At 71.2% G+C, this 14,042-nt stretch carries 11 protein-coding genes; 5 read left to right on the forward strand and 6 right to left on the reverse strand.

Going from position 1 to position 14,042, the window contains the following annotated elements:
• Nucleotides 1-41: 41 nt before the first annotated feature.
• A complete protein-coding gene (locus AB0927_RS05295) occupies nucleotides 42-782 on the forward strand; it encodes an SDR family oxidoreductase (RefSeq protein ID WP_366666178.1) in 741 nt (246 codons plus the stop codon).
• Nucleotides 783-824: 42 nt separating this feature from the next.
• Here the strand turns inward: AB0927_RS05295 and AB0927_RS05300 are convergent, their stop codons facing one another.
• Nucleotides 825-1,931: a mechanosensitive ion channel domain-containing protein gene (locus AB0927_RS05300; RefSeq protein WP_366666179.1), complete on the reverse strand. Its 1,107-nt coding sequence runs from the start codon at nucleotides 1,929-1,931 to the stop codon at nucleotides 825-827.
• A gap of 93 nt (nucleotides 1,932-2,024) precedes the next feature.
• On the opposite strand from AB0927_RS05300, the gene AB0927_RS05305 reads away from it, so the two are divergent.
• Complete coding sequence (locus AB0927_RS05305; protein WP_366666180.1) at nucleotides 2,025-2,603, forward strand: dienelactone hydrolase family protein; 579 nt, start codon at nucleotides 2,025-2,027, stop codon at nucleotides 2,601-2,603.
• A 30-nt stretch (nucleotides 2,604-2,633) separates the two neighbouring features.
• Here the strand turns inward: AB0927_RS05305 and AB0927_RS05310 are convergent, their stop codons facing one another.
• From AB0927_RS05310 to AB0927_RS05325, 4 genes are all read right to left on the reverse strand, one after another.
• Nucleotides 2,634-4,304 (reverse strand): alkaline phosphatase D family protein, encoded by a 1,671-nt coding sequence (locus tag AB0927_RS05310; protein ID WP_366666181.1) that lies wholly within the window; start codon nucleotides 4,302-4,304, stop codon nucleotides 2,634-2,636.
• Nucleotides 4,305-4,433: 129 nt separating this feature from the next.
• Nucleotides 4,434-5,243 (reverse strand): thioredoxin domain-containing protein, encoded by an 810-nt coding sequence (locus AB0927_RS05315; protein WP_366666182.1) that lies wholly within the window; start codon nucleotides 5,241-5,243, stop codon nucleotides 4,434-4,436.
• Nucleotides 5,244-5,319: 76 nt separating this feature from the next.
• On the reverse strand, nucleotides 5,320-6,003 hold the full coding sequence (locus tag AB0927_RS05320; protein ID WP_366666183.1) for a hypothetical protein: 684 nt from the start codon (nucleotides 6,001-6,003) through the stop codon (nucleotides 5,320-5,322).
• 89 nt (nucleotides 6,004-6,092) lie between these two features.
• On the reverse strand, nucleotides 6,093-7,418 hold the full coding sequence (locus tag AB0927_RS05325) for a DUF2252 domain-containing protein (protein WP_366666184.1): 1,326 nt from the start codon (nucleotides 7,416-7,418) through the stop codon (nucleotides 6,093-6,095).
• A 223-nt stretch (nucleotides 7,419-7,641) separates the two neighbouring features.
• Between AB0927_RS05325 and dnaE the strand changes: the two genes are divergently transcribed.
• Complete coding sequence (gene dnaE, locus AB0927_RS05330; RefSeq protein WP_366666185.1) at nucleotides 7,642-11,181, forward strand: DNA polymerase III subunit alpha; 3,540 nt, start codon at nucleotides 7,642-7,644, stop codon at nucleotides 11,179-11,181.
• A 79-nt stretch (nucleotides 11,182-11,260) separates the two neighbouring features.
• Here the strand turns inward: dnaE and AB0927_RS05335 are convergent, their stop codons facing one another.
• Nucleotides 11,261-11,443: a hypothetical protein gene (locus AB0927_RS05335; protein WP_366666186.1), complete on the reverse strand. Its 183-nt coding sequence runs from the start codon at nucleotides 11,441-11,443 to the stop codon at nucleotides 11,261-11,263.
• Nucleotides 11,444-11,668: 225 nt separating this feature from the next.
• Between AB0927_RS05335 and AB0927_RS05340 the strand changes: the two genes are divergently transcribed.
• Nucleotides 11,669-12,889: an NYN domain-containing protein gene (locus AB0927_RS05340; RefSeq protein WP_366666187.1), complete on the forward strand. Its 1,221-nt coding sequence runs from the start codon at nucleotides 11,669-11,671 to the stop codon at nucleotides 12,887-12,889.
• Nucleotides 12,890-12,974: 85 nt separating this feature from the next.
• Nucleotides 12,975-13,988 carry an ABC transporter ATP-binding protein gene (locus AB0927_RS05345; protein ID WP_366666188.1) on the forward strand — a complete coding sequence of 338 codons (1,014 nt, stop codon included), beginning with the start codon at nucleotides 12,975-12,977 and terminating at the stop codon, nucleotides 13,986-13,988.
• Nucleotides 13,989-14,042 lie beyond the last annotated feature (54 nt).

A 14,042-nucleotide genomic window follows, 5' to 3' on the forward strand; every position in this document is an offset into this window, starting at 1 on the left:
AACCGGAAGCGCCGGCCGCGCCCGGCTCCTACTCTCGGATCATGACTCGCAACATCGTGATCAGTGGTGGCGGTACGGGCATCGGGCTGGCGACGGCGCGCCTCTTCGCCGCGGACGGGGACCGGGTGCTGCTCCTCGGGCGGCGCGCGGAGGTGCTGGAGAAGGCAGGGGTGCCCGGGGCGCTCACCCACGCGGCCGACCTCACCGAGCCCGCGGACGTGCGGGGCGTCGCCCGCCTCGTCGCCCGCGAGTTCGGCACCGTCGACGTGCTCGTGCACAGCGCGGGCGGCTCCGGCGGCCTGGAGCCACCGGCCGGCGGCGAGGACCCCCTCGACCGGGTGGCCCATGCCTGGACCGTCGCCTTCAGACTCAACACCCTGACCGCGGCCCTGCTCACCGAGGCCCTCCAGGAGCGGCTCGCCGAGCCCGGCGGGCGGGTGCTCTTCCTCGGCTCCATCGCCGCCTACCGCGGCTCGGGCAGCGGCGCCTACGCGGCGTCCAAGGCCGCGCTGCACCCCTACGCCCACGATCTGGCCCGCAGACTGGGCCACCGGGGCATCACCGTGAACGTGGTCGCGCCCGGCTACGTGGAGGACACCGGCTTCTTCGGCGACACCATGTCCGAGGAGCGGCGCCGGCAGCTCGTGGCCGAGACCTCCACCGGCCGGGCCGGTGAACCGGGGGATGTGGCGTCGACCCTGCACTGGCTGGCCTCGCCCGCCGCCGGCCACATCACCTCCCAGATCATCCAGGTCAACGGAGGCGCCGAACGCGGACATTGAGCCGGCGCGGGCCGGCACGAGCCGGCGCGAGCCGGGACGCGCTCAGCCCCGCCCCGTGCGCGGGAAGTCGTAGGCCCTGCGCAGGGAGTCGCGGTCCGGGGAGGGGACGCGGTAGGGCGGCAGCACCGCGTCCGAGGTGTTGACCCGGGGCAGCGCGTAGGGGTGCTCCGCGGACAGCCAGGTGAGCATCTGCTCGCGGACCGTGACCCGCACCGTCCAGATGTCGTCGGCGTCCTTCGCGGTCACCAGCGCGCGCACCTCCATGGTGGTCGGGGTGGAGTCGGTGACCACCAGCCCGCAGGCGCGGCCGTCCCAGGCCGGGCACGCGCGCAGGATGTCGCGCAGCTTCTCGCGCATCGCCTCCAGGGGCGCGCTGTGGTCGAGATGCCAGAACACGATCCCGGTCATCTGCGGGGTGCCCCGCGACCAGTTCTCGAAGGGGTTGGAGGTGAAGTACGACACCGGCATGGTGATCCGGCGCTCGTCCCAGGTCCGTACCGTCAGAAAGGTCAGGGTGATCTCCTCGACCGTGCCCCACTCGCCGTCCACGACCACCGTGTCGCCGAGACGGACCATGTCACCGAAGGCGATCTGCAGCCCGGCGAACAAGTTCGACAGCGTCGACTGCGCGGCGACACCGGCCACGATGCCGAGGACACCGGCCGAGGCCAGCAGGGAGGCGCCCGCCGCGCGCATCGCCGGGAAGGTCAGCAGCATCGCGGCCACCGCGACCACGCCGACGATCGCCGAGACCACGCGCATGATCAGCGTGACCTGGGTGCGCACGCGCCGCACTCGCGCCGGATCGTGGTGGGCGCGCGCGTAGCGGGTGTACGTCGTCTCGACCACGGCCGCCGCGATCCGGATCACCAGCCAGGCCGCCGCCCCGATCAGCACCAGGGTCAGGGTCCGTCCGACGCCGACCCGGTGCCGCTCGAACAGGGCCGCCTGGTCGTAGGCGCCTCTGAGCAGGGCGGCGCAGAGGACGAGCTGGTAGGGGACGCGGGCCCGCCGCAGCCGGTCCCACAGGGGGGACTCGGGATGGTGTTCGTCCGCCTTGCGCAGCAGCAGGTCCGTGGCCCAGCCGATGACGACGGTCAGGAACACGGACGTGCCGACCACGATCACGGGGCGCAGTACGGTCTCCATGCCTTGGAACGTAACCGGCTATGCCGATCGTGAACCTGTGATGTGTCCCGCTCCCGGGCGGGCCGGCGCGGAGGCGGCTGGCACCATGGGCTCATGAACATCATGCTCTTTCACTCGTCCTACGGGCTCAGGCCCGCGGTGCGCGACGCCGCGGACCGGCTGCGCACGGCCGGCCACGAGGTGTGGACGCCGGACCTCTTCGAGGGGCGGACGTTCGAGACCGTCGAGAAGGGCATGGAGTTCGGCGACGGGATCGGCAAGGAGGAGCTGCTGAAGCGGGCCGTGCTGGCGGCCGCGCCGTACTCGGAGCGGGGTCTGGTCTACGCCGGGTTCTCGCTCGGGGCCTCCGTGGCGCAGACCCTCGCCCTCGGCGACGGCAAGGCGCGCGGGCTGCTGCTCCTGCACGGCACCTCGGACATCGCGCCGAACGCGTACGTGGACGAGCTGCCGGTGCAGCTGCACGTGGCCGAGCCGGACCCGTTCGAGACGGACGACTGGCTCAGCGCCTGGTACCTCCAGATGGGCCGTGCGGGCGCCGACGTGGAGGTCTACCGGTACGCCGGGGCCGGGCACCTGTACACCGACCCCTCCCTGCCGGACTACGACGCGGAGGCCGCCGAGGCGACCTGGCGCGTGGCGCTCGGTTTCCTCGACGGCCTGCCATCCGCGTAGCGGCGCGGCTCCACCCGTGCGGGCAGGGGCCTACACCGGGTCGTAGGTGCGCTCGACCTTCTGCGTGCCGGTGCGGGTGCGGTACGAGCGCTCCCACGTGGCGGTGGCGTTCCGGTCGGTGCGGTCGGACAGGACGTAGTAGTCCATCTGGGCGCGGTCGGCGGTGATGTCGAGCACGCCGAAGCCGTGCCGGTCGGTGTCCACCCAGTGGACGTGCCGGTTGGCGGCCTCGATGAGCGGCGCGGCGACCGCGGAGACCACGCCCTCGGGGACCTTGACGATGTCGTCGAGGTTGTCGGAGGTCACCGAGGTGATGACGAACTCGGTGGCGGCCGACCGGGACAGCGGGTAGGTGCCCGCGTCCACCGGCACGTCGTTGGCCCAGGACATGTGGATGTCACCGGTCAGGAAGACGGTGTTGCCGATGTTGTTCGACGTCAGGTGGTCGAGCAGTTCCCGGCGGTCGTGGGTGTAGCCGTCCCACTGGTCGGTGTTGACGCCTATGCCGTTCTGCGGCAGGTCGAGCAGCTGGGCCAGCGGCTTGAGCAGGTCGGCGGTGAGGGAGCCGATGACGAACGGCGCGATCATCACCGAGTTGCCGACCAGACGCCACTTGGTGTCGGACGCCTTCAGGCCCGCCTTCAGCCAGTCGAGCTGGGCCCGGCCGGTGATGGTGCGGTCGGCGTCGTCCACCGAGCCGCTGGTGCCGGACACCTGCTGGGAGCGGAAGGAGCGCAGGTCGAGCAGGGACAGGTCGGCGAGCTTGCCGAAGCGCAGCCGCCGGTAGGTGGTGCCCTCGATCGCCGGACGGACCGGCATCCACTCGAAGTAGGCCTGCTTGGCGGCCGCCTTGCGGTCGGTCCAGGTGCCCTCGGCGCCCTCGGTGTGGTCGACCGCGCCGCCCGACCAGGCGTTGTCGGCGAACTCGTGGTCGTCCCAGATCGCGATGACCGGCGCCTTCAGGTGCAGGGCCTGGAGGTCGGGGTCGGTCTTGTACTTGCCGTGCCGGGTGCGGTAGTCGGCGAGCGTGATGATCTCGTTGGCGGGGGCGTGCGGCCGCACCACCTCGCCGCGGGCCGCGTACTCGCCGGACTGGTACTCGTAGATGTAGTCGCCGAGGTGCAGCCAGGCGTCGAGGTCGCCGCGCGCCGCGAGGTGGCGGTAGGCGGAGAAGTAACCGGCCTCCCAGTTGGCGCAGGTGACCACGCCGAAGCGGAGCCCGGAGACGTCCGCGGTGGCGGCCGGGGCGGTGCGGGTGTGCGCCACCGGGGAGTCGGTGCCGCCGGAGGAGAAGCGGAACCAGTAGTCGGTGGCCGGCTGGAGGCCGCGGATGTCTGCCTTCACGGTGTGGTCCGAGGCGGCCGTGGCGGTGGTGGAGCCCTGGCTGACGATCTGGGTGAGCGCCTTGTCGGTGGCGACGACCCAGCTCACCACGGTGTCCGGGCCGACGCCCGAGCCGGGCGTGGCGTCCGGGCTCGGGGTGACCCGGGTCCACAGCAGGATGCCGTCGGGCAGCGGGTCGCCGGAAGCCACGCCGTGCAGGAAGGCGGGGGCCTGGTCCAAGGCGCGGGCCGGGAGCGCGGCGGCCAGCGGACCGGCCAGCACAGCGGTCGCCGCCGCGGCCTTGACGACCGTACGGCGGCGCGGGGAAAGGGAGTTGAGGCCCTGAGAGGCCGGCAGCGATCTGATTCGACTCGTCACGGCCGATCAGGTTACCGAGCGGTAGAACGAAAGAGCGGGCGAACAGGGAATGTTCGCCCGCTCTTCACCGGTCCGTCGGTGTCCGAAGGGCCGTCAGCGCCCGTGGGACGGCCGGATCGTGGGGGTTCGTCAGCCCTTGAGGGCCGCGTCGATGATCTTGTTGAAATCGGCCACCGACTGGATCACGTTGCCGCCGTTGAGCTGCTTGCCGTCCATGACGAAGCCCGGAGTGCCGGTCACGCCGTCCTTGTTGTCGTCGAACTGCTTGGACATGGCCATCGCCCAGGCGTCGTAGGTGCCCTTCTTGACCGCGTTCTGGAACGTGGCGTTGTTCTTCAGCGCCGGGACGGTGTCGGCGACCTTGATGAGGTAGCTGTCGTCCTTGAACTTGTCGTCGTTCTCGTCCGGGTGCCACTTCGTGGAGTACAGCGCGGTCTTGTAGTCCAGGAACGCCTCGGGGCTGACGTTCAGCGCGGCGCCGAGCGCGCTCAGCGCGTTCTTGGAGCCCTCGCCGTTGTCGTGGGCGTCGAGGAACGTGGCGCCGACGTACTGGTACTTGTACTTGCCGTCGTCGATGTCCTTGTGCAGCGTCGAGCCGACCGTCTGCTCGAACTGGGCGCACACCGGGCAGCGCGGGTCCTCGTACATCTTGAGGGTCTTCTTGGCGCTCGCCTTGCCGATGACGACCGTGGTGCCCTTGGTGCCCTCGGTGTGGGCCGGCGCCACGACGCTCGCGGTCTTCATCCGCTCCCAGTAGCCGGGCTTGTTGGCCTGGACGACGGCGTAGCCGATGCCGCCCGCGGCGGCCAGGACCACCACGACGCCGCCGGCCACGAACGCCTGCCGCCTGGCCTTGTCGCGCTTGGCCTGCCGCTCGCGCTCCTCGCGCAGCCGCTCCCGGGCCGCCGTCTTCGCCGCCTTGCTGTTCCGCTTGCTCATCTCGGGGTTCTCCCTGGGGGTCGCGCACCTGCCGTGCGCGGGATCGGGGTGGGGGACTGGTGTGCTCGGGCGCCGTTCACCAAGCGGTGAGCGGGGCGGGGCACGGCGGTCCGCGCCGTCCCAGGGAATGGGCGAGGAGCCGGTCGCGGGCGGCGGTCCGGCGCCGGGCCGGACGGGCCGGCGCGCGCTCCGGCAGGAGTCGTACGGTGACCGCGGCCACGGCGAGGAGCAGCGGCCGGAAGGAGGCGGTGGCCACCGCGCGCAGCAGCCGCACCAGGGCCCGCTCGCCCCGGCGCAGCCAGGCGGCGGCCAGCAGGCCCACGCCGACGTGCGCGGCGAGCAGCAGCCAGGCGGTGGCCGGGGTGGCGTTGGCCAGCAGCCCGGCCGCCTGGCCGCGGCTCACCCGGGCCAGCGGGGTGCCCACGGCGCCGCCATGGCACAGCAGGTCGAAGCCGAAGGCGTGCAGGGGGCCCGCGACGGGGCCGCCCGCCCGGCCGTAACAGGTCTGCTGGCCGGTGGTGAACACGGTGTCCGCGGCCAGCTCCAGCGGGATCAGCAGGGCGGCGATCCGGCCGAAGCCGCGCTCGCGCCCCGCCAGCGCGTACGCGCCGGCGAAGACGCCGGCGGCGACCGCGGCCACGGTCGCCGCCGGCAGCGGCGCCCGGGACAGCAGGACGTGCGACGCGGTGCCGAGTGTCACGACGAAGGCCGTGAACAGCGCCGCGCGTACGGCTCTGAGCTGGGTCCCGGATATGTCCATAGCGATAGCAGAGTCTGTCACGAACCGGAGTAAGGGACCCCTAAAGGGGGCCTGTGAGTACGGGCACGCCACCGCCTCGGCGCGGCGCCCTACAGCCCCGGGATCCGGCCGTTGCGGAACAGGTCCACGAAGATGTGGTGGTCCGCGCGCGCCCGTGCCCCGTAGGCGTGCGCGAAGTCCGTCAGCAGGGGCGCGAAGCCCTCCTCGTCGGCCGCGATCGCCGCGTCGATGGCCCGTTCGGTGGAGAAGGGCACCAGGGACTCGCCGGAGGTGTCGTCCGCCGCCGCGTGCATCGCCGCCGTGGCCCGGCCCAGGTCGGCCACGACCAGCGCGATCTCCTCCGGGTCGTCGATGTCGCCCCAGTCCAGGTCCACCGCGTACGGCGAGACCTCGGCGACCAGCTGGCCCGCGCCGTCCAGCTCGGTCCAGCCCAGCCACGGGTCGGCGTGCGCCTGGAGGGCGCGCTGGGAGATCACCGTGCGGTGGCCCTCGTGCTGGAAGTACCCGGCGATGGCCGGGTCCGTGATGTGCCGGGAGACGGCGGGCGTCTGGGCCTGCTTGATGTAGATCACGACGTCGTTCTCCAGGGCGTCGCTGTGGCCCTCCAGGAGGATGTTGTACGACGGCAGCCCCGCCGAGCCGATGCCGATGCCCCGGCGGCCCACGACGTCCTTGACCCGGTAGGAGTCCGGGCGGGCCAGGGAGGAGTCCGGCAGCGTCTCCAGGTAGCCGTCGAAGGCCGCGAGGATCTTGTAGCGGTCGGCCGCGTCCAGCTCGACGGTGCCGCCGCCCGGTGCGAACCGGCGTTCGAAGTCGCGGATCTCCGTCATCGACTCCAGCAGCTCGAACCGGGTGAGCGAGCGGGCCGCGCGCAGCGCGCCGAGCAGCGGGCCCTCCGCGGTGTCCAGGGTGAACGGCGGCACCTCGTCGCGCTTGGCGCCGGTGGCCAGGGCGTGGATCCGCTCGCGGTAGGCGGCCGCGTAGACCGCCACCAGCTCGGTGATCTGCTCGTCACTGAGCGCCTTGGCGTACCCGAGGAGCGCGATCGAGGCCGCGAAGCGCTTCAGGTCCCAGGTGAAGGGGCCGACGTACGCCTCGTCGAAGTCGTTGACGTTGAACACCAGGCGGCCGTACGAGTCCATGTAGGTGCCGAAGTTCTCCGCGTGCAGGTCGCCGTGGATCCACACGCGCGAGGTGCGGTCGTCCAGGTAGGGGCCGCCCCGCTTCTCGGCGTCGAGGTCGTGGTAGAAGAGGCACGCCGTGCCCCGGTAGAAGGCGAAGGCCGAGGCCGCCATCTTCCGGAACTTCACCCGGAACGCGGCCGGGTCGGCGGCCAGGAGCCTGCCGAAGGCGGTGTCGAAGACGGCGAGGATCTCCTCGCCGCGCTGCTCGTCGCTGAGCCTGGGGACCGACATCGGGGGATGCCTCCTGGTGCGGGAGTGGTGCGTCACTGTGCGTTCATGGGTACGACAGCGCTTTCGCCGTCTCCAACGGGCGACGCCACGCGGGAGTGCCCGGTTCCCGCCCGACCGTACGCGGAGATCCGCCCCGGCTGTCAGTGGCAGGGCATAGGATTCGACGCTGTCCCCCCAGACCGTCCGCCACCCGTCGCCCAGTGTTTCCGTTGGAGGCCGCACCGTGTCGAAGCCGCCGTTCACGCACCTGCACGTCCACACCCAGTACTCGCTGCTGGACGGTGCCGCGCGGCTGAAGGACATGTTCAACGCCTGCAATGAGATGGGCATGACGCACATCGCCATGTCCGACCACGGCAACCTGCACGGCGCGTACGATTTCTTCCACTCCGCGCAGAAGGCGGGGATCACCCCGATCATCGGGATCGAGGCCTATGTCGCCCCGGAGTCCCGGCGCAACAAGCGCAAGATCCAGTGGGGCCAGCCGCACCAGAAGCGGGACGACGTCTCCGGCTCCGGCGGTTACACCCACAAGACGATGTGGGCGGTGAACCGGACCGGTCTGCACAACCTCTTCCGGCTGTCCTCCGACGCGTACGCCGAGGGCTGGCTCCAGAAGTGGCCGCGCATGGACAAGGAGACCATCGCCCAGTGGTCCGAGGGCATCGTGGCCTCCACCGGCTGCCCCTCCGGCGAGGTGCAGACCCGGCTGCGCCTCGGCCAGTTCGACGAGGCCCTCAAGGCCGCCTCCGAGTACCAGGACATCTTCGGCAAGGACAAGTACTTCCTGGAGCTGATGGACCACGGCATCGACATCGAGCACCGGGTCCGCGACGGCCTCCTGGAGATCGGCAGGAAGCTCGGCATCCCCCCGCTGGTCACCAACGACTCGCACTACACCTACGCCCACGAGGCGGGCGCCCACGACGCGCTGCTGTGCATCCAGACCGGCAAGAACCTCTCCGACCCCGACCGCTTCAAGTTCGACGGCACCGGCTACTACCTGAAGTCCACGGACGAGATGTACGCCATCGACTCCTCGGACGCCTGGCAGGAGGGCTGCGCCAACACGCTCCTCGTGGCCGAGATGGTGGACACCACCGGCATGTTCGAGAAGCGCGACCTGATGCCGAAGTTCGACATCCCCGAGGGCTACACCGAGGTCACCTGGTTCAAGGAGGAGGTCCGCCGCGGCATGGAGCGCCGCTTCCCCGGCGGCATCCCCGAGGACCGCCAGAAGCAGGCCGACTACGAGATGGACGTCATCATCTCGATGGGCTTCCCCGGCTACTTCCTCGTGGTCGCCGACTTCATCATGTGGGCCAAGAACAACGGCATCGCGGTGGGTCCCGGCCGAGGCTCCGCGGCCGGTTCGATCGTGGCCTACGCCATGGGCATCACCGACCTCGACCCGATCCCGCACGGCCTGATCTTCGAGCGGTTCCTCAACCCCGAGCGCATCTCGATGCCCGACGTCGACATCGACTTCGACGAGCGTCGGCGCGCCGAGGTGATCCGGTACGTCACCGAGAAGTACGGCGCCGACAAGGTCGCCCAGATCGGCACCTACGGCACCATCAAGGCCAAGAACGCGATCAAGGACTCGGCGCGCGTGCTGGGCTACCCGTACGCGATGGGCGACCGCATCACCAAGGCCATGCCCGCCGACGTCCTCGGCAAGGGCATCCCGCTGTCCGGCATCACCGACCCCAACCACCCCCGTTACTCGGAGGCGGGCGAGGTCCGCTCGATGTACGAGAACGAGCCGGACGTGAAGAAGGTCATCGACACCGCGCGCGGCGTGGAGGGCCTGGTCCGGCAGATGGGTGTGCACGCGGCCGGCGTGATCATGTCCAGCGAGACCATCACCGACCACGTCCCGGTCTGGGTCAGGCACAGCGACGGCGTGACCATCACGCAGTGGGACTACCCGAGCTGTGAGTCGCTCGGCCTGCTGAAGATGGACTTCCTGGGCCTGCGCAACCTCACGATCATGGACGACGCGGTCAAGATGGTGAAGGCCAACAAGGGCCTCGACATCGACCTGCTGTCCCTGCCGCTGGACGACCCCAAGACCTTCGACCTGCTCCAGCGCGGCGACACCCTCGGCGTCTTCCAGTTCGACGGCGGTCCCATGCGCTCGCTGCTGCGGCTGATGAAGCCCGACAACTTCGAGGACATCTCCGCCGTCTCGGCCCTGTACCGGCCGGGCCCGATGGGCATGAACTCGCACACGAACTACGCGCTGCGAAAGAACGGGCAGCAGGAGATCACGCCGATCCACCCCGAGCTGGAGGCGCCGCTCAAGGAGGTCCTGGACGTCACCTACGGCCTGATCGTCTACCAGGAGCAGGTGCAGAAGGCCGCCCAGATCATCGCCGGCTACTCGCTCGGCGAGGCCGACATCCTGCGCCGCGTGATGGGCAAGAAGAAGCCCGAGGAACTGGCGAAGAACTTCACCATCTTCCAGTCCGGCGCCCGCAGGAACGGCTACAGCGACGAGGCCATCCAGGCGCTGTGGGACGTGCTGGTCCCGTTCGCCGGCTACGCGTTCAACAAGGCGCACTCGGCCGCGTACGGCCTGGTGTCGTACTGGACCGCCTACCTCAAGGCCAACCACCCCGCCGAGTACATGGCCGGCCTGCTGACCTCCGTCAAGGACGACAAGGACAAGTCGGCGGTCTACCTCAACGAGTGCCGCCGCATGGGCATCCGGGTGCTCCCGCCGAACGTCAACGAGTCGGAGTCCAACTTCGCCGCCCAGGGCGACGACGTGATCCTCTTCGGCCTCTCCGCCGTGCGCAACGTCGGCACCAACGTGGTCGAGTCGATCATCAAGTGCCGCAAGTCCAAGGGGAAGTACTCCTCCTTCCCCGATTACCTGGACAAGGTCGAGGCGGTGGTCTGCAACAAGCGCACCACCGAATCGCTGATCAAGGCCGGCGCCTTCGACACCATGGGCCACACCCGCAAGGGCCTCACGGCGCAGTACGAGCCGATGATCGACAACGTGGTCGCGGTCAAGCGCAAGGAGGCCGAGGGCCAGTTCGACCTCTTCGGCGGCATGGGCGACGACAGCGCCGACGAGCCCGGCTTCGGACTCGACGTGCAGTTCACCGACGAGGAGTGGGACAAGACCTATCTGCTCGCCCAGGAGCGCGAGATGCTCGGTCTGTACGTCTCCGACCACCCGCTGTTCGGCCTCGAACACGTGCTGTCCGACAAGGCCGACGCGGGCATCTCCCAGCTCACCGGCGGCGAGCACGCCGACGGCGCGGTGGTCACCATCGGCGGCATCATCTCGGGCCTCCAGCGCAAGATGACCAAGCAGGGCAACGCCTGGGCGATCGCCACCGTCGAGGACCTCGCGGGCTCCATCGAGTGCATGTTCTTCCCGGCCACCTACCAGCTGGTCTCCACCCAACTGGTCGAGGACGCCGTGGTCTTCGTCAAGGGCCGCCTCGACAAGCGCGAGGACGTGCCCCGGCTCGTCGCCATGGAGCTGATGGTCCCGGACCTGTCCACCGCGGGCGCCAACGCGCCGGTGGTCCTCACCATCCCGGCCACCCGGGTCACCCCGCCCATGGTCAGCCGCCTCGGCGAGATCCTCGGCCACCACAAGGGCGACAGCGAGGTGCGGATCAAGCTCCAGGGGCCGCGCAAGACCACGGTGCTGCGCCTGGACCGGCACCGGGTCAAGCCCGACCCGGCGCTCTTCGGCGACCTGAAGGTGCTGCTCGGCCCGTCCTGCCTCGCGGGCTGAACCGGCTCGTGACAGCGTGAGAGGGGCGCACCCGCGGTGGGTGCGCCCCTCTTTTCACGCAACGGGCGTCAACCGCCCCTTAGTTGTGGCCGAAGCTCTTCTGCTTCTTGCCGCGCCCGGTATCCCCGGAACTGCCCTGGATATGCGACACGGGAGACTCGTGGGACTCCGCCGGGTGCTGCGCCTGCTCATGGGTCTGACCGGAGTGCTGCGCGGCGCGGTTCTGCGAGCCACCCTGCTTGCGGTTCTTGTTCTTGGCCATGGTGATCTGCCTCCTGTGGGGGATCTAGGGGCCAGGGCCGGCTTCAGATTCACATACGCTGACATCAAGCGCATGTCGGACAATTACCCTGTGTGACAGGGTAGGTTGGCGAGGGACAGCCGCAAACGCCACGCCGAAGATCGAGTTCGGGCCGTTAACCTCCGCGCGGTCGGGCAGACTCGAAGGAAGTCCGAAGCAATACCTTCCGGGAAGAGGGTGAGTCGCGTGGACCGCTGCATCGTCCTGGTGGACGCCGGGTATCTGCTGGGCGCAGCCGCCAGTCTCCTCGCGGGCGAGCCCTCGCGGTCCCGGATCACCGTCGACCACGCCGCCCTGATCCAGGCGCTGCGCGACCGCGCGGAGTCCGACACCGAGCGGCCCCTGCTGCGCATCTACTGGTTCGACGGCGCCCCCGACCGGGTCCCGCAGCCGGAGCACCGCCGGCTGCGCGTCATGCCCCGGGTCACCGTCCGGCTCGGCGCCCTGACCCGCAGCGACGGGCGCTGGGCGCAGAAGGGCGTGGACGCCGCCATGCACGCCGAGCTGACCGAGCTGGCCCGCAACCGGGCCTGCTCCGACGTCGTCCTCGTCACCGGCGACGGCGATCTGCTGCCCGGCATGATGGCGGCCAAGGAGCACGGCGTCGCCGTACACCTGTGGGCCGTGCAGGCCGCCGACGGCGACTACAACCAGTCCGAGGACCTGGTCGCCGAGGCCGACGAGCGGCGCGTCCTGGACCGGGCCTGGATCACCCAGGCCGTCCGCGCCAAGGAACTGACCGGCGTGTGCGCCCCGCAGCCCGTGCCCCGCCCCGAGATCGCCGCGATCCTCTCCGCCCCGCTGCCCGAGTCCGCGCTCGCCGCGGCCGCCGAGCGCCCCGCCGGACAGGAGACGCGCCCGCCGGCCGCCGCCGGCGACAACAACGGCCAGGAACGGGTGCCCGCGCCCAAGGGCGTGCCCACCCCCAAGGACCTCGCCGCGCTGCGCGCCCCCGGCACCGTCCAGGCCGCCCAGCAGCCGGCCTCCGCGACCCTGCGCTGGTCCTCCGACAAGGGCTGGGTGGACCGGCCCGGCGCGGTGCCCGAGCCGGCCGAGGCCGCCGCCATGCCGACCCTGGCCCAGCTCACCACGGCCGAGCAGCGCTGGGCCGACCGCGAGGAGGACATCACCACCGTCGGCGGCGACCCGTACGAGGTGGGGCAGGTCTTCGCCCGCCGCTGGATGTCCCGGCTCGGCGACCAGAGCCATCTCCAGCGGCTGTCCCAGATGTATCCGCGCATCCCGCACCGCATCGACGGGGAGCTGCTGCGCTACGCCGCCCGCTTCGGCCTGCTCGCGCACAAGGACGACCAGATCGACGAACACGACCGTTACGCCATCCGGGCAGGCTTCTGGCGGGAGTTCGACATCCCGGCCGCGGCGGAGCACGCCGGCGCGGGGGAGTGAGGCGGGGGGTGCCGCCCGGCTCCGGCACCGGTTCGGGCGGCCCCGAGGACGGGCAGGGACCCCCGACCCCGTACCCTCTCCCCTTGTGAGTACGCGCGTGGGGCAGGCACTTCGGCAGGACGAGGTCGTCCGCGTACGCGGGCTCGGCAAGACCTACCCGGCCGTCAAGGGCCGCCGCGACGCCCCCGGCACACCCGAGGTACGGGCCACCGACGCCGTGGAGCTGGAGGTGCGGCGCGGGGAGATCTTCGGGCTGCTCGGCCCCAACGGCGCCGGCAAGTCCACCCTCGTACGCCAGCTCACCGGGCTGCTGCGGCCCGACGCGGGCAGCGTCGAGATCCTCGGCCACGACATCGTGCGCCACCCCGAGCGGGCCGCCCGCCTGCTCGCCTACCTCGGTCAGGAGTCCACCGCCCTGGACGAGCTGACCGTCTCCCTCGCCGCCGAGACCACCGCACGCCTGCGCGGCCTGGACGTACGGCGGGCCCGGGCCGAGCGGGACGCCGTGCTGGAGGAGCTGGGGCTCACCCCGATCGCCGCGCGGCCGCTGAAGAAGCTGTCCGGCGGCCAGCGGCGGCTCGCCTGCTTCGCCGCCGCCCTCGTCGGCGAGCGCCCGCTGCTGGTCCTGGACGAGCCCACCACCGGCATGGACCCGGTGGCCCGGCGCGCGGTCTGGGCGGCCGTGGACCGGCGGCGCGCCGACCGCGGCACCACCGTCCTCCTCGTCACCCACAACGTCATCGAGGCCGAGACCGTCCTCGACCGGGTCGCCGTGCTCGACCGCGGCCGGGTCATCGCCTGCGACACCCCCGCCGGGCTGAAGGAACAGGTCGCCGGCGAGGTGCGGGTGGAACTGGTGTGGCGGGAGCGGGCGCCGCTGGAGGTGCCCGAGGTCGCCGTGCTGCGCGAGCGGGCGGTGGCGTCCGGCCGGCGCTGGACGCTGCGGCTGGCGCCCGAGGAGGCCCGCGCCGCCGTCGCCACGGTGACCGGCGGCGCCGCCTTCGCCGCCCTGGACGACTTCACCCTCGCCACGCCCAGCCTGGAGGACGTCTACCTGGCGCTGGGCGGCGCCGCGCGGCAGGGGCTGGTGAAGGCATGAGCGCGTCGGCCGCCGTACACGACCGGGTCGGTACGCCTGCCGCAGGGAAGAGGA

Origin of the sequence: Streptomyces sp. NPDC048106 (genome assembly GCF_040706415.1) — a bacterium.
Classification (GTDB): domain Bacteria; phylum Actinomycetota; class Actinomycetes; order Streptomycetales; family Streptomycetaceae; genus Streptomyces.

Excerpts from the sequence above, each read along its gene's own strand:
- AB0927_RS05325 (WP_366666184.1), bottom strand. The coding sequence starts at position 7,418 with ATGTCGGTCCCCAGGCTCAGCGACGAGCAGCGCGGCGAGGAGATCCTC.
- AB0927_RS05315 (WP_366666182.1), bottom strand. The coding sequence starts at position 5,243 with ATGAGCAAGCGGAACAGCAAGGCGGCGAAGACGGCGGCCCGGGAGCGG.
- AB0927_RS05295 (WP_366666178.1), top strand. The coding sequence starts at position 42 with ATGACTCGCAACATCGTGATCAGTGGTGGCGGTACGGGCATCGGGCTG.
- AB0927_RS05305 (WP_366666180.1), top strand. The coding sequence starts at position 2,025 with ATGAACATCATGCTCTTTCACTCGTCCTACGGGCTCAGGCCCGCGGTG.
- AB0927_RS05335 (WP_366666186.1), bottom strand. The coding sequence starts at position 11,443 with ATGGCCAAGAACAAGAACCGCAAGCAGGGTGGCTCGCAGAACCGCGCC.
- AB0927_RS05320 (WP_366666183.1), bottom strand. The coding sequence starts at position 6,003 with ATGGACATATCCGGGACCCAGCTCAGAGCCGTACGCGCGGCGCTGTTC.
- AB0927_RS05300 (WP_366666179.1), bottom strand. The coding sequence starts at position 1,931 with ATGGAGACCGTACTGCGCCCCGTGATCGTGGTCGGCACGTCCGTGTTC.